16 protein-coding genes and 2 pseudogenes are annotated in these 20290 nt (G+C 66.0%); 12 read left to right on the plus strand and 6 right to left on the minus strand.

Annotation, left to right across the window (positions count from 1 at the left end; translation table 11 throughout):
• Window positions 1–36: 36 nt before the first annotated feature.
• Complete coding sequence (locus tag JOF56_RS44570) at window positions 37–447, minus strand: ChaB family protein (RefSeq protein ID WP_209645589.1); 411 nt, start codon at window positions 445–447, stop codon at window positions 37–39.
• A gap of 163 nt (window positions 448–610) precedes the next feature.
• Here JOF56_RS44570 and JOF56_RS44575 point away from each other — a divergent pair, with 163 nt between their 5' ends.
• The 9 genes and pseudogenes from JOF56_RS44575 to JOF56_RS44615 all read left to right on the plus strand — a co-directional run bounded on the left by JOF56_RS44575 (window position 611) and on the right by JOF56_RS44615 (window position 5991).
• Window positions 611–1129, plus strand: a complete 519-nt coding sequence (locus tag JOF56_RS44575; RefSeq protein ID WP_209645590.1) for a D-glycero-alpha-D-manno-heptose-1,7-bisphosphate 7-phosphatase — start codon at window positions 611–613, stop codon at window positions 1127–1129.
• Entirely contained in the window at window positions 1126–2160 is a 1035-nt protein-coding gene (locus tag JOF56_RS44580; protein WP_209645591.1) for a glycosyltransferase family 9 protein, read from the plus strand. The genes JOF56_RS44575 and JOF56_RS44580 overlap by 4 nt, the downstream gene beginning before the upstream one ends.
• Window positions 2157–3092, plus strand: coding sequence for a glycosyltransferase (locus JOF56_RS44585; RefSeq protein ID WP_209645592.1), 936 nt, complete (start codon window positions 2157–2159; stop codon window positions 3090–3092). The genes JOF56_RS44580 and JOF56_RS44585 overlap by 4 nt, the downstream gene beginning before the upstream one ends.
• A pseudogene (locus tag JOF56_RS44590) lies at window positions 3089–3250 on the plus strand (glycosyltransferase family 1 protein); the annotation flags it as partial. The gene JOF56_RS44585 and the pseudogene JOF56_RS44590, both read left to right, overlap by 4 nt.
• Before the next feature lie 22 nt (window positions 3251–3272).
• Complete coding sequence (locus JOF56_RS44595; protein WP_307855538.1) at window positions 3273–3872, plus strand: D-sedoheptulose-7-phosphate isomerase; 600 nt, start codon at window positions 3273–3275, stop codon at window positions 3870–3872.
• The gene (locus JOF56_RS44600; RefSeq protein WP_209645593.1) at window positions 3869–4417 is read left to right on the plus strand and encodes a carbohydrate kinase family protein; all 549 of its coding nucleotides are present in this window, start codon (window positions 3869–3871) and stop codon (window positions 4415–4417) included. The genes JOF56_RS44595 and JOF56_RS44600 overlap by 4 nt, the downstream gene beginning before the upstream one ends.
• Before the next feature lie 287 nt (window positions 4418–4704).
• Window positions 4705–5169 carry a cytochrome P450 gene (locus JOF56_RS44605; RefSeq protein WP_209645594.1) on the plus strand — a complete coding sequence of 155 codons (465 nt, stop codon included), beginning with the start codon at window positions 4705–4707 and terminating at the stop codon, window positions 5167–5169.
• A 206-nt stretch (window positions 5170–5375) separates the two neighbouring features.
• Entirely contained in the window at window positions 5376–5597 is a 222-nt protein-coding gene (locus tag JOF56_RS44610; RefSeq protein ID WP_209645595.1) for a hypothetical protein, read from the plus strand.
• A 4-nt stretch (window positions 5598–5601) separates the two neighbouring features.
• A complete protein-coding gene (locus JOF56_RS44615; protein ID WP_209645596.1) occupies window positions 5602–5991 on the plus strand; it encodes a hypothetical protein in 390 nt (129 codons plus the stop codon).
• Here the strand turns inward: JOF56_RS44615 and JOF56_RS44620 are convergent.
• Window positions 5966–6511, minus strand: a complete 546-nt coding sequence (locus JOF56_RS44620; RefSeq protein ID WP_209645597.1) for a sialidase family protein — start codon at window positions 6509–6511, stop codon at window positions 5966–5968. The genes JOF56_RS44615 and JOF56_RS44620 overlap by 26 nt on opposite strands.
• A 67-nt stretch (window positions 6512–6578) precedes the next feature.
• Here JOF56_RS44620 and JOF56_RS60905 point away from each other — a divergent pair.
• Window positions 6579–6902, plus strand: a pseudogene (locus JOF56_RS60905) (WD40 repeat domain-containing protein); the annotation flags it as partial.
• 287 nt (window positions 6903–7189) lie between these two features.
• Here the strand turns inward: JOF56_RS60905 and JOF56_RS58765 are convergent.
• Window positions 7190–7339, minus strand: a complete 150-nt coding sequence (locus tag JOF56_RS58765) for a hypothetical protein (RefSeq protein ID WP_245378654.1) — start codon at window positions 7337–7339, stop codon at window positions 7190–7192.
• 287 nt (window positions 7340–7626) lie between these two features.
• On the opposite strand from JOF56_RS58765, the gene JOF56_RS44630 reads away from it, so the two are divergent.
• Entirely contained in the window at window positions 7627–8844 is a 1218-nt protein-coding gene (locus JOF56_RS44630) for an IS110 family RNA-guided transposase (protein WP_281065624.1), read from the plus strand.
• Between the two features lie 188 nt (window positions 8845–9032).
• Window positions 9033–9197, plus strand: coding sequence for a hypothetical protein (locus JOF56_RS44635; protein ID WP_209645599.1), 165 nt, complete (start codon window positions 9033–9035; stop codon window positions 9195–9197).
• A gap of 286 nt (window positions 9198–9483) precedes the next feature.
• Here the strand turns inward: JOF56_RS44635 and JOF56_RS44640 are convergent, their stop codons facing one another.
• The 3 genes from JOF56_RS44640 to JOF56_RS59755 are packed head-to-tail and all read right to left on the minus strand — an operon-like array spanning window position 9484 to window position 20265.
• Window positions 9484–10686 (minus strand): class I SAM-dependent methyltransferase, encoded by a 1203-nt coding sequence (locus tag JOF56_RS44640; RefSeq protein WP_209645600.1) that lies wholly within the window; start codon window positions 10684–10686, stop codon window positions 9484–9486.
• Complete coding sequence (locus tag JOF56_RS44645; RefSeq protein ID WP_209645601.1) at window positions 10683–11432, minus strand: thioesterase II family protein; 750 nt, start codon at window positions 11430–11432, stop codon at window positions 10683–10685. The genes JOF56_RS44640 and JOF56_RS44645 overlap by 4 nt, the downstream gene beginning before the upstream one ends.
• A gap of 1 nt (window position 11433) precedes the next feature.
• Window positions 11434–20265 carry an SDR family NAD(P)-dependent oxidoreductase gene (locus JOF56_RS59755; RefSeq protein ID WP_307855539.1) on the minus strand — a complete coding sequence of 2944 codons (8832 nt, stop codon included), beginning with the start codon at window positions 20263–20265 and terminating at the stop codon, window positions 11434–11436.
• Window positions 20266–20290 lie beyond the last annotated feature (25 nt).

The raw sequence follows: 20290 nt of genomic DNA on the forward strand, positions 1-20290 counted from the left end.
CTTCCAGGTAGCCCGGAGTGCGCTCTCGCCCAGGTTCTAACGACCTGACCGGGCACTGGCGGTGGCGCGGTCGTTCGCCTTCTGGACCGCGTCGGCCAACTCCTGCTTGGACATCCCGGAACGGCCCGGAATGTCCAGTTTCTTCGCCACGTCGTAGAGATGCTTCTTGGAGGCGTTGGTGTCCACGCCACCTGCGGTCTCGCCCCGACGGCTGCCCGCACCCCTGGCCGCCTGCTTGTCGGAAGGCCCACGCTTGCCGCCTTCCTTGCGCTCCCAGTGGTCGCCGACTTTCTCGAAGGAATGCTTCAGCGCCGAGAAGGCCGTGCGGTGGGCCCGTTCCCCTTCGCCATAGGTCTCGATCGCCGAGTCGTGTGCCTTCACCCACGTCTCCTGCGCTTCCTTGGGTGAACGAAGCAGCGTGCTGGGCAGGCTCTCCCGGCCAGGCATCGATCTCGGCCTCCTTCCCGGTCACGGATCGCGATGTCGATTCTCCTAGTTCTTACGGGGCTACCCCGTCGATCCGGGTTCACACCGACGGCCGAACGAACACGGAGGGTAGTAGTGGTGTCTGCTGGGTTTACCTGCTTCTTCTCCGGCAATCTCCGTCTGCATGGGACGGCAGACAAAAGCGGTGCTCTTCGACCGCGACGGCACGCTGATCAAAGACGTGCCCTACAACGGCGACCCGCGGCGGGTCGAGCCGGTCCCTACCGCGGTACACGCCTTGGGCATGGTTCGTGCCAAGGGAATTCGCACCGGAGTCATCACCAATCAGTCCGGTGTGGCTCGCAAGCTGATCACGGCGGAAGAGGTCAACCGGGTCAACGCCCGAGTCGAGCAACTGCTCGGTGCGTTCGATACCTGGCAGATCTGCCCGCACGGACCCGATGACGGTTGTGCGTGCCGCAAGCCCGCACCAGGCATGGTGCTCGCCGCATGCGCGGCGCTGAACCTCAGCCCGGCCGAAGTGATCGTGATCGGGGACATCGAAAACGACATGACCGCGGCGCACAACGCCGGCGCCCGGTCTGTACTCGTACCCACCGCCGTCACCCGCTTCGAGGAAATCAAGCGAGCAGCCGTCACCGCGCCCACTCTGAAGGCCGCAGTGGATTGGGCACTGTCATGACCGAGCGCATCCTGGTCGTGCGATTGGACAGTGACGGTGACGTACTGGCGAGCGGACCGGCGATCCGAGCCGCCGCGGCCGGCCGGGACGGCGATCCCGCGGACGTGAAAATCCTTTGTGGACCATCTGGCCGACAGGCGGCCGGCTTGCTTCCCGGGATTCGGCAGGTGATCGAGTGGCCGTGCCCATGGATCATGGCCGAGCCACCGCAGGTTTCCTCGGCGGACGTCGGCGCGTTGGTGGAAAGGCTTGCGACCGAACGGTTCGATGCGGCACTCCTCCTGACGTCGTTCCACCAGTCGCCGTTACCCACCGCCTTGGTGCTGCGACTGGCCGGAGTACGGGAGATCGCGGCAATCTCGCCGGACTATCCGGGATCGTTGCTGGATCACCGGCTTCGGCCAGGCGTGGACATGGACGACGACCAGCCGGAGCCACTGCGGGCGCTGGAGGTGGCATCCAGGGCGGGGTTCGGCCTTCCGCCGGGCGACAAGGGAGACCTGCGCGTAACACCACCACCGGATGTCCGGGCGACAACCGGCGAAGGTCCTTATGTCGTCATGCATCCAGGTGCCTCGGCACCCGCGAGAGCCTGGTCACCCCTCCGCTGCGCCAACGCAGTCACGGCGTTGCACCAGGACGGTCATCGGGTCCTCGTAACCGGAAGCTCAAGCGAACGGGAGCTCACCTCCTACGTCGCGGGCACCGATGGAGTCGATCTCGGCGGCCGGACCACCTATCCCATACTAGCCGGGGTGCTTGCTCGTGCCGACGCGCTCGTGGTCGGCAATACAGGTCCCGCGCATCTGGCCGCGTCGGTCGGCACGCCAGTGGTGGCACTCTTCGCCCCAGTGGTGCCCGCCCGGCGATGGGCGCCGTTCGGTGTTCCCGTCCGGTTGTTGGGAAACCAGGACGCGGCCTGTGCCGGCAGCCGCGCCACACGATGTCCAATCCACGGGCATCCCTGTCTGAACTCCATCTTGCCGCGTGATGTCGTCGCGGCTGTGAATAGTTTGGTTCGGAAGCATTGACGCTCAATGTCCTTGTCTGGCATGTGCATGGCTCGTGGACGACCTCGTTCATCCACGGCCGGCACAGATATCTCCTGCCCACAGGTCCGTGGGGCGGCGGACGGATGGGCCGCGACTGGCCCGCGAACGCTGTCGAGATTCCATTCGACCAACTCCACCGGGAAGCGGTCGATGTCGTAGTAGTCCAGGAGCCCGACCAGATCCAGCTTGCCGAGCAGTTACCGGTCGGGCGGCAGGTGCCGATGATCTATCTGGAGCACAACACTCCCAAGGGGAACGTACCGTGCGCCCGGCACCCGATCGCCCATCGCGACGACATCCCGCTTGTGCATGTCACCCACTTCAACGATCTGATGTGGGACACCGGACGTGCACCGACAACGGTGATCGAACACGGCATTGTGGACCCGGGCGAACGCTATACCGGGGAACTGGCACGCGCCGGCGTCGTGATCAACGAACCGGTCCGTCGCGGCCGGGTCACCGGCACCGATCTGCTGCCCGCGTTCGCCGCGAAGGTGCCCTTGGACATCTTCGGCATGGGTTTGGACGGCCTGGATGACTGTGCCGGGCGACTTCAGCCACACGGTGATCTACCGGCCCTCCGGCTGTACGACGAACTCGCGAAACGACGGGTTTACCTGCACACGACTCGATGGACGTCCCTGGGCCTCTCACTGATCGAGGCGATGCACCTGGGAATGCCGGTCGTCGCACTGGCAACGACCGAGGCTTTGCGCGCTGTACCAGCAGATTGCGGACTCGTCTCAACCGATGTGAACGAGCTCGTGGACGGGCTGCACTGGCTGGTCAGTGAACCGGAGTCGGCACGCCGGATAGGAGAAAAAGCCAGGGAGCACGCGCTCGCGAACTACGGGCTGGCGCAGTTCCTGGACGAGTGGGACGAGCTACTGATGGCGGTGAGTTCATGAGGATCGCGATGGTCTCCGAGCACGCCGGCCCGCTGGCCGCACTGGGCGAAGTGGACGCCGGTGGACAGAATCTGCACGTCGCCGAGCTGTCCGCGGCGTTGTGCCGGAGCGGCCACGAAATCACTGTCTTCGCCCGGCGCGACGCAACTAACGACCCGCCGACTTGGTGAAGGAGGGATCGTGAACCCGGTCCACGACCACGTCAACGCTTTGAGCGAAACGCTTTCAGCACTTCGCAGCCAGTCGAGTACATTGCTGCGTTGGGGGCGCGTGATGGCCGATCGGTTGCCGGCGGGCGGACGACTGCTCGCCGCAGGCAACGGCGGCTCCGCCGCTGAGGCCCAGCACCTGACGGCCGAGTTGGTGGGCCGCTACGACCGGGACCGCCGTCCGTTCTCCGCGATAGCACTGTGCGCTGAGGCTTCGAGCGTCACCGCGATCAGCAACGACTACGGATACGAAGAGGTCTTCGCACGCCAGGTCGCCGCCCATGGTGGGCCTCAGGACATCCTGGTGCTGCTGTCCACGTCCGGCAGGAGCGAGAACCTCCTGCGCGCGGCCACGGCAGGCACTCGTCAGGGCATGAGCGTGTGGGCGATGACCGGAGCACGTCCCAATCCGCTCGCTGAGCTGGCAGACGAGACACTGGTGTTGCCGGGCAGCACCTGCACCGTGCAGGAGACCCAGCTGATCGCTGTGCACATGGTGTGCGAGGCATTCGAGGCCGCTCTTGCTCTGCCCCGTATGGACAGTGTAGCTGCCGGACGGCAGGCGTCATGAGTCTGGTCGTGGTCGGTGACACGTTGCTCGACATCGATCTGATCGGTTCCGCCACACGGTTGTGCCCGGACGCACCAGTGCCCGTGCTCGACTTGGAGCGCGAGCTCGTCCGGCCCGGCGGGGCTGGACCGGCCGCCGCCTTGGCCGCAGCGGACGGGCTGCATGTCACGCTGGTCACTGCGATCACCGACGACACCGATGGGGACCGGCTACGCAAAGTACTGGGGGACATGCCATTCGTGGCCGGGCCAAACTGGGCCGCCACACCGGTCAAGACCCGGCTGCGCGCGGCAGTCCAGTCGCTCATGCGAATCGATCGAGGCGGTCGCGGCGATCCTGCTGTCACCGACGAGATGCTGGACGCCGTCCGGACTGGCGACGCGGTACTCGTCTCCGACTACGGCAGAGGCCTCGCCCGGGACGAACGCCTGAGTGACCTGCTCGGCCGGATCGCCATGCGGACGCCGATCGTGTGGGACCCCCATCCACGCGGACCAGCCCCAAGGAGACAGAGGAAGAGCTGGCACCACGAGGGCCATCCGTGACGCGGCATCGGCGAAGGCGGGCGAGGCCAGGAATGTTGCTACGGCCAAGACTGCTGAGGTCTCCGAACCGGCGTGGAAAACCGCGCAGCAGACGGTGGACAAGCTGCCTGCCACAGTGGCACAACGACTGGAGCGGTTCGCCGCAGCGGTTCGGGAGCGACCGGTGCCGTTCGTGGTCGGCGTGGTCGTGTCGCTCATGGTGCTGCGTCGGCTCAAGCGAGCTGCTCGCGAATCTGCAAGGACTCCTGGTCGCCGGCCACGACACGTCCGTCAACCAGCTGGCCAACATGTTCGTGACCCTGTTCCGCCACCCGGACCAGCTCCAGCTGCTGCGTGACGCCCCCTCGCTGGCTGGTCGCGCAGTCGAGGAACTCATGCGCTACACCAAACTGGTCTCCAGTGCCCAGCCGCGCGTCACCACCGAGCCCGTCGAGCTGGCCGGCGTCCGGCTCCCGCAGGACGCCCCGGTCGTACCGGTCCTCAACGCCACCAATCGCGACCCTTCCGTCTATCCGCAACCGGAGCGCCTCGACCTCACCCGGGACGCCCCACCTCACGTCGGCTTCGGGCACGGACCTCACTTCTGCCTCGGCGCGCAACTCGCCCGGTTGGAACTACGCACGGCACTCGCCACCACCGTCAAACGGTTCCCCCACCTGCGCCTCGCCGTCGACCCGGACACACTGACCTACGACACCGGAAGCGTCTTGCGATCCCTCACCGCCCTCCCAGTCGAGCTACAGAAGGATTGACAACCCGACCCGCCGGGAGCGGGAATGTGCTGCGCGCGACGGCGTCAAGATCGCCTCGTTCACGACTGGGCTCCTGCCCGCGAGACGCGCTTTTCACCCAACGTTCGTGTGGCGTGGTGCTGACGTCCTCCTGCGGGCACGCTGCCTGCCCTTAACGTCTGGTGAGTGCGAACCTGGGGTGTTGTGGCTGGTGTGATCATGTTGCTGTGCGGCACAGCCGGTTGTGGGCGTTCGGTGGGAACGGCGCAGCCATCTTCGCCTTCGGTGACGCCCGCAACGACCTCTCCGACGGGCCCCAGCCTCCCAGCGACTCGGTCAGGCACGTCCTCGGCAACGCGTACACCCACCACTGTGAAGAAACCTCCGGCCAGCACGAGAACCCAGCCCCAGCCGACATCGGTTCAGCCGTGTCCGTACCTGACGGTTGAGACAGTGGGGCGGGCGCTCGGCGCCCGCCACGTGTTCACCATGACCGACCCGCAGAAGACGTCTGGGCCGAACAACGCTGTCAGCTACACCTGCAACTTCTCCACTCCGGACAGGGGCGGCTGGCTGGCCGCACTGACAGTGACGACCATGGACACCACCGGGCCCAACTCACGCATCACCGACCTGAAGGTCTGCCCGCCGAACGCCACACCGGTCGCCGGTGTCGGTGACATCGCTTCTTACTGCGCGACTCCGGAAAGCACGAGAGGGACCTTCGGTGCGATGAAGATCGCGCACGGTCAACAGATCGGGGTGACTCTCTTCGCACGCCTGCCCGAGGGCACCCACGACGCCCTGAGGCCGCTGGTCAAACAGGTGATCGACGCCCAGTAGCGGCCGGATCGAGGTGCGGTTCCGAGGCGTGAGGTCCGGTGACTGATCCAGGGAAATGGACCTGACTGTTCGAGTACAGCGTGAACACCTGCGTACCGGCTCGAGTGATACCTGGGTTGTCACCGACGAAGAAGCCGCGTGATACTGCGGGTGCGGCACGCATGTCGAACGACGACGGAGTGATGCGTTGTCGTGGCTGGAAGTTCCGGCCTCCGTTGAATGAACGGGTAAGCCAGAGGTCCGTCTCAAGTGGATCGGTCGCGGTGTCGTACGTGAAGTCGTAGTACACCACCGTCACCCGCCCCAACCAGTCAACAGTGACCGCGGGCGTGAACGCCTGAACGCCCGTCGCCGGACTGACCTGAACGGGCTCCGACCAAGTCCGGCCGGCATCGTCGGAACGGGAGAGAACCACGGCGTCCGCCACTCCCCCACTGAATCGGGTGTCCTGCCACACCAGATAGACAGTCTGCCGTCCGGGTCTGGGATCTGCGGCTGCGTACGTTGCGAGCACAGGCAAGGACAAGACCGTGGTGCTCTGGGACGTCTTGAGCCGCACCAAGCGCGCCACATTGGACATCGGCGCCGTGGCGACAGGTGTCGCGTTCAGTCCAGACGGTCGGCAACTGGCAGTTGCCGACCACGAGGACTTCGTAACCTTGTGGGATCTGTCGTCTCACACCCGTAAGGCGCAGCTACAAGGTCACACTGGCTGGACCAGGACTGTCGAGTTCAGCCCTGACGGGCGGTTGGTCGCCTCGGCCAGCGCGGACCAGACTGTGATCCTGTGGGACGCCACCACCGGCACACAGATCACCCGAATCACTGGCCACAAGGACGCCTTGTTCCATGGCCTCGCGTTCAGTCCTGATGGCAAGACCATCGCGTACAGCAACGCCGACAACACTGTCTTGCTCTGGGATGTCGACCGGCGCCAGGTGTCCGCGCGGCTGACCGGACACCTGTCTGCGGTCAGGCGATTGCTTTCAGCCCGGACAGCACGACCTTGGCATCCGCAGGAGCCGATGGCGCCATCATCCTGTGGGACATGGATCCGGAACGGATCGCGGGCCGTATCTGTGACACCCTGTCCCGCAACCTCACACCGGAGGAATGGGCTCGGTTCATGCCAGAACGCCCCGATCGCGATCCCTGCGCGGGCTGAACGGACTTCCCACAGCGTTGATTCACGAGTTGGTCAGATCGACTCGTTGACCAGATCGAGTGACGTGGTTCCGGGATCGACCGGGTCGGTGGCGGCGTGGCACGCGGAGTGTGCCCATTCGCTCGCCTCCAAACGCGACAGGACCGCGTCGTGGGTGGCCTCCTCGTTGACGAGTTCGGACACGCTGGGTAGCAGCCTGGCCGGGGAACTCCGTCTCCTAATCAGTTCTGGGAGTTGCCATCCGGCAGACTCCTGGTGGTAGCCGCCGGCAGGTGAGCACTTTGTGCTCCTGGACGTATGAGTCCTGACGAAAGATCGTGCCCCTGCCGGATGGCCGAGAGAGTTGATCGCTGATGGGATGTCGTGCCTGCTGCTGGTTGGCGTGAGCACTGCTTGATTAGGTCGCTGATGGTTCTCTCGCAGGCTGCACCGGGTGATCGACAGTGTGGAGACGGGAGAGCTTGTTGAGGTTGTTCGTAGGTGATGACTGGGCTGAGGATCATCACGATGTGGAGGTGATGGACAGTTCCGGCCGCCGGCTGGCCAAAGCCCGGCTGCCCGAGGGCGTGGCGGGAATGGCCCGGCTGCACACCATCCTGGGCGGGCTGGCCGGAGACGAGGCCGACGAGGTCGAGGTGCTGGTGGGCATCGAGACCGACCGCGGCCCCTGGGTGCGGGCGCTGGTGGCCGCCGGATACACCGTGCTGGCGGTCAACCCGCTGCAGGCGGCCAGGTTCCGTGACCGGCTCGGGGTCTCCGGAGCCAAAAGCGACCCGGGGGACGCACACGTGCTGGCCGACATGGTCCGCACCCACGCCCACGAGCTGCGGCCGATCGCCGGGGACACCGCGCAGGGCGAGGCCGTCAAAGTCGTGACCCGCACCCACAAAACCCTGATCTGGGAACGGACCCGGCACACCCAGCGTCTGCGTCACGCGTTGCGCGACTATTTCCCGGCCGCGCTGGTCGCGTTCACCGACTTGGACGCCGCCGACACCCTGCAGTTGCTGGCCAAGGCCCCGACCCCGGCGCAGGCCGCCCGGCTGACCACCGCGCAGATCAGCGCCGCGCTCACACGCGCCCGCCGCAAGAACATCGCCGACAAAGCAGCCGCGATCCAGGCCGCGCTGCGCGCTGAGCACCTCGGCCAGCCCGAGGTCGTCACCGCCGCCTACGCCGCCTCCGTCCAGGCACTGATCGCGGTCCTGACCGTACTCAACACCCAGATCAACGCCATGCAAGGGCAGGTCGAGGCCTATTTTGGCCAGCACCCGGCCGTTGAGATCATCACCTCCCAGCCCGGCCTGGGACAGGTGCTCGGCGCCCGGGTGCTCGCAGAGTTCGGCGACGACCCGCACCGCTACACCACCGCCAAAGCCCGCAAGAACTACGCCGGCACCTCCCCGATCACCCGCGCGTCCGGCAAAAAGAAGGTCGCCCTGGCCCGCTTCATCCACAACGACCGGCTCATCGACGCTCTCATGACCCAAGCCTTCAGCGCACTGAGACACTCTCCCGGCGCCCGCGCCTACTACGACCGGCAACGAGCCCGTGGCTGCGAGCACAACGCCGCCCTGCGCCAACTCGCCAACCGACTCGTCGGCATCCTCCACGGCTGCCTCAAAACCGGCACCCTCTACGACGAAACAACCGCCTGGTCTCATCACATCGAGTCGCTTGCCGCTTGACATCTACGCTCCTGGGATGTCTTTCGCGTGCCCGGCAGGTCGGCTCGCTCTGGGGGTCCGGCTGCGGTGAGGGATTCGCGAATACGGGGCGGGGCGCGGTGGGGACGCACGACAGCATCGTGGCCAGCACACCGGCGCAACCGTTGCCCACGGTCGGTGCGATGACCTCCGCATAACACGAAGTAAGCGTGCCGGTCAGACCACACGCCCCAGCGAGGGCACTGGTGGCGCCTTGGCTGGCGACCACGCCGGCGTCGACCGCCGTACCGCCGAACACCGTCGCGGCGATCCTGGTTGCGTCGACTGTGGGGATGACGATGGAACTGACACCGATGACGCTGCGGCCCATGTAGAGCTCTGAGGCCGAACGCGAAGGATGGCTCGGCGAAGTCGAAGGACTCCGGATCAGCCTGACCGGCGCCAACGACAAACTCGCCCAAATCGACAAACGCACCAACACTACGAGAACCGTCAAACCTCGGAATGTCCACTCCCACAAGGGGTTCCTGAGCATCAACCAAGCTTCACGAACACCCAGATCAAGTTCAGAGAATCCGACGCCGCATCCTCCTTGGCTGAGGACATACATCACCACCGAAAGTGGGACAGAGCCACTCTCGCACCCCTAGGCCGTCGTGTTCAGCCACCAGGGTTCTGACTACGCGCCCAGATCGGCCAGCCGTTCTCGCCGTTGACCGCCTTCTTGATGAAGACCATGTTGTGGTAGAAGGAGATGGCCGCGATCGAACGCTCGTAACTAGTCGGCGCGTAGTTGTCCGAGTCTCGGTACTCCCGATGGTTCAGCGAGTCACTGAGACGGGTCAGGAACCCGAGGCTCGTCCCGGGAGCGGCAGAGCCCTCGGGCATGCCGCCGAAAGCCGGCCAGTACGCGGTTTGCGTGTCCTCCACGATGTAGTAGCCCTCATCCAGGACGTACGGGAACAGTGCCTCGAACGAAGTGATCACGTCGCCGTTGACGTGCGAACCGTCGTCGATGATCAGGTCGAAGGGGCCGAGTTGCTCACCCAGCCGGGCCAGGAACGCCGGATCGCTCTGATCACCGACCACGGTGCGAATCCGGGTCGACTCGGCGCCCTGCTTCGGGTGGATGTCCACGCCGTAGACGAGACCACGCCGGAAGTATTGCTCCCACATCCGCAGCGACTCACCCCCGGAACTGGTGTCCTGGTAACCGCCGATCCCGATCTCAAGCACGCGCACCGGCTGGTCGCGCAAGTGACGCAAGTGCGTGTTGTAGTGCTGCGTGTACCAGTGGTGGTGGCCGTACTTGTCGGAGTTGAATCGCACTGCCAGCTCGTCGAGGTCGTCGGCGCCGCGGGTCGTGGCCGCTCGGACGAGGTGACTCGCGCGGCTGATGGCCGCGACGGTTTCATCGAACTCGCGCTGTACGTCCAGCATCTGCCGTTCACCGGCCCGCACGGCTGCCAGTTCGCCCCGCATTCGTTCGGCCCACACCGGTTCGTAGTCCCACCCCATTCGGTCAGCCCGGATGGCGGCCGGATACAGCCGGCGCACGAGGTCGTCGAGCGCCCACCGGACAACGACGTCGGCGGACTCGGTCCCAGCCACGCGGGCAGCCACACGGCCGGCCTTGAACTCGAGCACGTGTTTGAAGACACTGCCGTCCCAGGAGATTTCCAGCAGCAGCGTCACGCGGCAGAAGTCGGCGTGGTGATCGACCCGGGTGCGTAGTTCCTCCACCAGCACGCCCACAACGGCATCCACGCCGTGCCTGCCGACAATCCCGGCAAGTGCCGTGCGAGGGCCGCCGTCGACGTACACGAGTTCCTCGACCAGGCCCCAGGGGGTGATCTCGATCATCTGTCGTTCCGCCTTTCCGTCGTGGTGGGCGCGCACACCGGCGCGAGCACAGCGAGAAGCTCGTCGGCCACCGTCGGCCACTGGTGCGCCAGATAGTGATGACCGCCTGGGAACCGCCGCAGGACAAAGCGGTCGGTGGTGTGTCCGCTCCAGTGCTGGACCTCTGCCACCGGCACCCCCGAGTCGTCGTCGCCGACGAAGGCAGTGACGGGGCAGGACAGCCGCCGGTCCGGTGGGCACCGATATCCTTTGACAGCAAGGAAATCACTGCGCAGCGCCGGAAGGGCGAGCCGCATGACCTCTTCGTCGAGAGCACCGGGCGCAGAGCCTTGCAGCCGGTGCAACTCCTGGATCAGGGCGCGATCGTCGGTCAGGTCCAGCGTCGCCGGCTGCCCGCGCGATGGGGCCAGTCGCGCGGAGCAGACCAGGTGCCGCACTCCGGCGCCCAGCCGATGCGCGACCTCGAACGCGACGTTCGCCCCCATACTGTGTCCGAACAGCACCAGCGGCTTGTCGAGCAGGTCGGTCAGCTCGTCGGAGATCACGTCGGCCAGCCTGGTGACGCTCCCGATCGGCGGGTCATCGAACCGGTCCTGCCGCCCGGGATACTGGATCGCGAGGACTTCGACCGACTGTCCCATTGCAACCGACAACGGCACGAAGTAGCTGGCCGAGCCGCCCGCGTGCGGGAAGCAGACCAATCGCGGAGCGTCCGGCCGGGCGCGGTGGAACCGACGGATCCACATCTCACGTCTCCTTCGCGTCCAGCTCGGCGACCAGATAACCGGCCAGCGCCCGCGGTGTCGTGTAGTCGAAGGCGACGGACGCGGGAATGTCCAAACCAGTCGCCACCACAAGCCGCTTGCGCAGGTCCACGGCGGTGAGCGAGGACATACCAAGCTCCGCCAGGTCGGCGTCCGGCGCCACGGCATCGGCTTCGGGATGCCCAAGTACGTCAGCGACTTCGGTACGGACCAGCCGTAGCAGCCGGGTCTCCGGATCCACCGGCTCGTCGGCTTCGACCACAGTGGACTCGGCCGGCCGGTCCGGCACAAGAGCCACTGCCGGGTCCTCGTAGTCGAGCAGACGACCGAGCATCACCTCGGTCAGATCCTGCTGCCCCAGCACTGCGATCGCGGATCCGTTGCCACGGCGGGCCACCAGCGCGGCATGTCCCGCATACGCGACAGGGTCAAGGGAAACGAGCGTGAACGGCAGGCCGGCGGTGTACTGGTCCAGCACCTCGGCCGGTTCGACGGGACCAGCCGCGTATACCACAGCCGTCACAGTTGTCCGGTCAAGAAACCGCTTCAGCTCCGTTCGTCCGTCCCATTCGGTCAGTTCGGCTGGGGCCACGGCGAAGGTCTCCACCGGCAGATCGAGCTCGAGGTGCTCCTGCCGGTCGCTGACAACGACCAGACCGGCCGCACCTCTGCGCGCAAGCAACTTGGCCAGAGGTCCAGCGGTGTCGCTCTCAGCGACGAGCAGCACAGTCTGCCCGCGCCAACGACGGTGGGCAGACGGTGGTGCAGCTGGGACCAGCCGAGGCGTGAAGACACCGGAGTCACGCACGGCGAAGGTGCCACCATCTCCATCAAGCAGCCGCCGCAACAGGCTTGCCTGATCATCCGGACGAGACGGGGCTGCCTGCAAGTCGATCACGCCGGTAACCGGCCACGCCTGCGCTTCGGCCCACTGCCGCGCAGTCGCCGGTTCCGGTGGCTCGTCACCGGGCACCGCTCCGATGGCGCCGGCCGTCACCACCCAGGTCGGTACGTCGAAACCAGTGAGGTCGACGTCGACGTTCGCGGCCAGGACACCTTGGACGTCTTGGTCGTACTCCGCTCCGGGCGCCACGATGATCACTTCGACACCATCGACGGACAGAGCATGCCGGCACTGGTCGATGACCGGATCGCCGGCAGCCCCGATCAACAGCCACCGTCCAGCCGGACCACGCACGGAAAGCCGGGTGTACGCGACCCAATCCGTCCGTCGACGCATCCGGTCCACTATAGACTCTTCGGTCAGGCGGTGACGCCAGGACCGAAGCATCGCTCGCGCCGCAGCCAGGTCCTCGCCGCCGTCGAGCAGGCTGTCGAGGTCGTCATCGTCGACCGCGCGCCAGAGTTCTTCGTCGGGTCCGGCAGACTTGGCCGGCTCGGGATCGAGCCAGTATCGGGTGCGTTGGAAGGGATATCCCGGAAGTGCGACGCGTTGTGCCCCGGTGTCGGTGAAAACGTCACGCCAGTCGACCTCGACACCGTTGACCCAGAGCTCAGCCAATCCCGTGAACAACGCCTCGACATCAGCCACACGACGATGCTGCAACCCTGCCACGACCGCACCAGCCGAGAGACCATCCCCGGCCAATGTCGCCAGCACCGTGTCCGGGCCGATCTCCGCGAACCGAGTAATCCCCATCGCCCGCGCGGTATCCACCGCATCAGCAAACCGGACCGGTTCACGCACCTGCCGCACCCAATACTCCGGATCCCGCAACTCCCCCGGCTCCACCAGCCGCCCAGTCCGCGTAGAAACCATCGGCACAACCGGATCCGACGGAGACAAGCCCGCCACCACCGCACCGAACTCCGCCAGCATCGGCTCCATCAACACCGAATGAAACCCATGACTCACCGACAGTTTGCGACCCGGAACCCCCAACCGCGCCACCACCTGGTCAACCGCGTCCGCAGTGCCGCTGAGCACCACCGACCGCGCACCATTCACCGCCGCAATCGACACCAGCCCGAACAACACCTTCTCAGCGTCCGCTTCGCTCACCCGGACCGAAACCATCACCCCACCCGACGGCAAAGCCTGCATCAACCGGCCACGCGCCACCACCAACCGACACGCATCCTCCAACGACCACACCCCCGCCACACACGCCGCCGCGATTTCTCCGACCGAATGCCCCACCAACACATCCGGCCTCACACCCCACGACTCCAACAACCGGAACAACGCCACCTCAAACGCAAACAACCCCGCCTGCGCAAAATCCGTCCGCCCCAACAACTCCGCATTCCCGTCGACTACTTCGGTCAATGGCTCCGGCAACAACGGGTTCATCACACGACAAACCTCACCCCAAGCCCGAGCGAACACCGGGAACACCGCCCGCAACTCGCGACCCATCCCCCGCCGCTGCGGCCCCTGTCCGGAAAACAGGAAACCCACACTCGTTCCGGCCGAGACCATGCCACGAATGAACCGTTCGCCCACCCTCACAGCCCGGTGATCGAACACAGCCCGCGACAGCAACGAAAAACCCACATCCAACGCACCAGCCTCCACACCGGACAACCCAGCCAACCGCTCATCCAGAGCCTGCCCCGAATGCGCCGACACCACCCACGGCACCACCGGCAACACCACCGAACCCACAGATGGTTCCACCACCGGAGCCTGTTCAACAATCACATGCGCATTCGTCCCACTAATCCCAAACGACGACACCCCAGCCCGACGCGGCCGCCCCGTCTCCGGCCACACACGAGACTCCGTCAACAACCGCACCGAACCATCCCACTCCACATGCGGCGACGGCTCATCCGCATGCAACGTCCGCGGCAACACACCGTGTCGCATCGACTCGATCATCTTGATCACACCGGCGACCCCGGCAGCCGCCTGCGCATGACCGATGTTGGACTTCACCGACCCCAACCACAACGGCCGATCACGACCCCCAAACACCTCCATCAACGCCTGAGCCTCAATCGGATCCCCGAGTTTGGTGCCGGTGCCATGCGCCTCCACAACATCCACATCACACGGCGACAAACCAGCACCCGCCAACGCACGCCGCACCACCCGCACCTGCGACGGACCACTCGGCGCAGTCAAACCATTCGACCCACCATCCGAATTCACCGCCGAACCACGCACCACCCCCAACACCCGACCACCACGCCGCACCGCATCCGACAACCGCTCCACCACCAACACACCAACACCCTCACCCCACCCCACACCATCCGCACCCACCCCAAACGCCTTACACCGACCATCCACCGCCAACCCACCCTGACGCGAAAACTCCACAAACACCGCCGGCGACGACATCACCGACACACCACCCACCACCGCCAACGAACACTCACCACCACGCAACAACCCACCAGCAACATGCAACCCCACCAACGACGACGAACACGCCGTATCCACAGAAATCGCAGGCCCCACAAACCCAAACGAATACGCGATTCGGCCGGAAGCCACACTGGCCGCGCTGCCGGTGAGCAACTGACCTTCGACCTCGTCGGGGATTTCGGTCAGCCGGCTGCCGTAGTCGTTGTACATCACACCCGTAACAACACCAGTCTCCGAACCACGCAACCCACCCGGATCAAACCCAGCATCCTCCAACGCATCCCACACCACCTCCAACAACAACCGCTGCTGAGGATCCGTCGCCAACGCCTCCCGAGGACTCATCCCAAAAAACCCAGCATCAAAATCAGCAGCCTCATAAAGAAAACCGCCCTGCGCCGTGACCGACGTCCCTGTCCTGGAACGAGTCGGGTCGTGCAGGGCAGCCACCGGCCAGCCGCGGTCGGCCGGGAACCACGACACGGCGTCTCGCCCGGCGGCGACCAGGTCCCACAGGTCGGCCGGGGACGTCACACCGCCTGGGTAGCGGCAGGCCATGCCGACGATCGCGAGTGGCTCGTCAACTGCGACCGGTGCGGTCACCGCCGGGCGGATCGGCTTCTTGTCGGCCAACTGGGCGGTGAGGAACGCACTGAGCGCCGCCGGTGTCGGATGATCGAAGACAATGCCGGCAGGCAGGGACAGCTCCAGCGCGATCCCCAACCGGTTGCGAAGCTCCAGCGAGGTCAGCGAGTCGACTCCCAGGTCGCTGAACGCGCGGCCAGGGTCGATCCGGTCCACAGGGTGTCCGAGTACGTCGGCGATGCGGTCGAGCACAAGCGCCTGCACGGCTTTCGCACGTTCCTCGTCGGGCAGGCCGGCGATGCCGGACCTGGCCGCACGTCGTACGGGGCCGCCGGCAAGGTCGGTGAGCTCGGGCGCCAGCAGCCCGGCACGGGCCAGGTCGGCGAGCACGGCCCGGTCCCAGCGAGCCGCGACAACATTCGGTTCGGCCGCCGTCAATGCCTGGTCGAACATCGCGAGCGCGTCCTCGGGAGGCATCGGCAACAGGCCACGGACCTCTCGCGATCCCATACCGTCGCCGGCCCAGAGCCCCCATGCGATGGAGACAGCCGGGAGCCCTTGGGCCCGGCGTTGCCGGACGAACGCGTCGACAGCGGCGTTCGCTGCGGCGTACCCACCCTGGCCGGCGCTCCCCACCAGCCCGGCGACCGAGGAGAACACGATATGCAGAGCATCCGGCGCCAGCTCGTGCAGTGTTTCCAGACCACCGAGTTTCGGGGCGAGCTGGGCGTCGAGCCTGGCCGGGGTCAACGACTCGAGGAGGACGTCGTCGAGGACACCGGCAGCATGCACGACAGCGCTCAGGTTGGCGGGCAGAATTTCGTACAACCTGGCCCGATCGGTCACGTCCACGGCGTGTATCCGGATTTTCGCGCCGAGTTCCGCGCCGAACTCGGCCGTGTGCCCTCGGCGGGACACCAGGAAAAGTTCACGTACACCCCAGGCCCGCACCAGATGCTCGGCGACAGCCCGGCCCAATGCGCCTGTACCACCAGTGATGAGGACTGGGCCTGCGGCGAGATCCGGACGCGAGCGGGATGCGGACGACTGCACCAACCGAGGAACCAGCACGGCGTCATCACGGACCGCACAATGAGCGACGTCCGGCATGCCCCGAACGAGAGTTCCGACGGCCGCGCTCACATCGGAGCCGGCCTGCACCACCGTGATCCGACCGGGCCGCTCGGCCTGGGCGACACGCACGAGGCCCGAGCCGGCCGCACCGGCGACACTGTCCTCGACAAGGACGACCAGCCGGGTTTCGTCCAAGTCCGTGGCGAACCAGGCATGAAGAACGTCGAGCATGTGATGCGGGTCGGAACAGGGCACCAGCACGACCGCTTTGCCGACAGCCTCCGCCAGGTCGGTCACCACGGGAATGCCGTGGCCGACCGGCCTGCCCAGACTGACCCACCCGGCTGGACCGGCTGGACCGGTGTCTTCGATCGGATGCCAGCCGAGGACCTGCAGCCGGTCGGTGCCACCGAGCGCGTGTGGATCGGCGGGACGGCAGCGGACCTGTCCTATACGGATGAGCGGCTGACCGTCGGGGTCGCAGACCAGCGTTGTGAACGTGTCCGGACCGACCTGGCGATGCCAAGCCTGGCCAACGCGAGCACGCGAGGGGTACAGCTGGACATCAGTGAACACGAACGGCATCAAGGCCTGTCCGCCCGCAGCGGCCGGCAGTGCCTGTAGGGCGGCGTCAAGCAGCACCGGGTGCACGGTGAATTCGCCGTCGGCTTCCTCCGGCACAGCGATTTCAACGCCTACGGTGTCACCGGCACGCCAGATTCTCTGTAGTCCTTGAAAGGCGGGGCCGTAGTCGTAGCCGCGTTCGGCCAAGCGTGGGTAGAGATCATCGACGTCGAGCTGTTCCCCGTCGAACAGCTGGGCAACGGAAGGCGTCTCTGACGTGAATGCCGCCGCGAGCGTTCCGGTCGCGTGATCGGTCCACTGCCCGTCGTCGTCGCGAGCGCAGACGCGCACGGGACGCAGCCCATCCGAGCGTTCGTCGCCGACCACGACCTGCACCAACAGATCTGAGGCAAGCACCAGCGGGCGTGTCAGCTCAAGTTCATGGATCACGGGGCTGCCGAACAGAAGACCGGCGGTCGCGACCAATTCGAGCACGACCGCGCCGGCCACGACAGCGGTGCCCAGTACCCGATGGTCGCCCAGCCAGCCACTTCCCACCAGCCGCCCCGTCGCGACCCGCTGGGCGCCGCCCAGGACTGCCTCCGCTGTCAGCAATGCGTGCCGGACCGGAACCGCGCCAGGGAACCCGCGGTCAGTAATGGGATCGAGCCAATACCTGGTGCGTTGGAACGGGTAGCCGGGCAACTCGGCGCGTTGCGCTCCGGTGTCGGTGAAAACGTTGCGCCAGTCGACCTCGACACCGTTGACCCAGAGCTCAGCCAGCCCGGTGAACAACGCCTCGACGTCACCCAGGCGGCGATGCTGTAATCCCACCACGACCGCATCCGGCGGCAGACCATCCGCAGCCAACCCAGCCAGCACCGTATCCGGACCCACCTCCGCAAACCGAGCAATCCCCATCGCCCGCGCGGTATCCACCGCATCAGCAAACCGGACCGGTTCACGCACCTGCCGCACCCAATACTCCGGATCCCGCAACTCCCCCGGCTCCACCAGCCGCCCAGTCCGCGTAGAAACCATCGGCACAACCGGATCCGACGACGACAAGCCCGCCACCACCGCACCGAACTCCGCCAGCATCGGCTCCATCAACACCGAATGAAACCCATGACTCACCGACAACTCGCGTCCCCGAACACCTAGCCGTGCGACCACAGCCGCGACATCATCCGCAGCACCGCTAAGCACCACCGACCGCACACCATTCACCGCCGCAACCGACACCAGCCCCGACAACACCTTCTCAGCATCAGCCTCACCGACCGGGACCGAAACCATCACCCCACCCGACGGCAAAGCCTGCATCAACCGGCCACGCGCCACCACCAACCGACACGCATCCTCCAACGACCACACCCCCACCACACACGCCGCCGCGATTTCTCCGACCGAATGCCCCACCAACACATCCGGCCTCACACCCCACGACTCCAACAACCGGAACAACGCCACCTCAAACGCAAACAACCCCGCCTGCGCAAAATCCGTCCGCCCCAACAACCCCACATCCCCATCAACCACCCCGGTCAACGGCTCCGGCAACAACGGATCCATCACACGACAAACCTCACCCCAAGCCCGAGCGAACACCGGAAACACCGCCCGCAACTCGCGACCCATCCCCCACCGCTGCGGCCCCTGCCCCGAAAACAACAACCCCACACCAGAACCAGACGCAACCACACCACGAACGATCCGCTCCCCCACCACCACCGCACGATGATCGAACACAGCCCGCGACAGCAACGAAAAACCCACATCCAACGCACCAGCCTCCACACCGGACAACCCAGCCAACCGCTCATCCAGAGCCTGCCCCGAATGCGCCGACACCACCCACGGCACCACCGGCAACACCACCGAACCCACAGATGGTTCCACCACCGGAGCCTGTTCAACAATCACATGCGCATTCGTCCCACTAATCCCAAACGACGACACCCCAGCCCGACGCGGCCGCCCCGTCTCCGGCCACACACGAGACTCCGTCAACAACCGCACCGAACCATCCCACTCCACATGCGGCGACGGCTCATCCGCATGCAACGTCCGCGGCAACACACCGTGTCGCATCGACTCGATCATCTTGATCACACCGGCGACCCCGGCAGCCGCCTGCGCATGACCGATGTTGGACTTCACCGACCCCAACCACAACGGCCGATCACGACCCCCAAACACCTCCAACAAAGCATTCACCTCAATCGGATCCCCCAACTTCGTGCCAGTGCCATGCCCCTCCACAACATCCACATCACACGGCGACAAACCAGCACCCGCCAACGCACGCCGCACCACCCGCACCTGCGACGGACCACTCGGCGCAGTCAAACCATTCGACCCACCATCCGAATTCACCGCCGAACCACGCACCACCCCCAACACACGACCACCACGCCGCACCGCATCCGACAACCGCTCAACAACAAGCACACCAGCGCCTTCGGCGAAGCCGGTGCCGTTCGCCCCGGCGCCAAAAGCCTTGCACCGGCCGTCCGGGGCTAGCCCACCTTGCCGGGTGAACTCCACCATGGTCAGCGGCGACGACATCACCGTCACACCACCCACCACCGCCAACGAACACTCACCACGACGCAACGACTCGCCAGCAACATGTAACGCCACCAACGACGACGAACACGCCGTATCCACCGACACAGCCGGCCCCACCAACCCCAACACGTACGCCACCCGACCGGACACGATGCTCGCGGCATTGCCGGTCATCGTGTATCCCTCGGTCAGCTCCGCATGCTGCTGCACCAGGGGCAGGTAATCGTCGCCCGCCGTGCCGATGAAGACTCCTGTCTCGGTGCCGCGCAACGCGAGTGGATCAAGCCCGGCGTCTTCCAGCGCGTCCCACACCACCTCCAACAACAACCGCTGCTGAGGATCAGTCGCCAACGCCTCCCGAGGACTCATCCCGAAGAACTCGGCATCGAAATCAGCGACCCCACGAAGAAAGCCACCCTCTACGGATGCGGAGGTCCCGGCCAGCGCCGTGAGGTCCCAGCCGCGGTCAGTGGGCAGGTCACCGATTACGTCCCGGCCGTTGGCCAGCACGTCCCACAACAGTCCGGGCCGGTCCGCCCCTCCGGGAAACCGGCAGGCCATGCCGACGATCGCGAGCGGCTCGGCGCGCCCGGCCTCCAAGTCCTCGATGCGCTTCTTGGCCTCGCGCAGATCCGCCGTCGCACGCTTGAGGTAGTAGCGGATCTTGTCCTCGTTCGTCACTCGCTTGCTCCCTGCCCGCGGGCGG

This window comes from Kibdelosporangium banguiense (genome assembly GCF_017876405.1).
GTDB classification, from domain to species: Bacteria; Actinomycetota; Actinomycetes; order Mycobacteriales; family Pseudonocardiaceae; genus Kibdelosporangium; species Kibdelosporangium banguiense.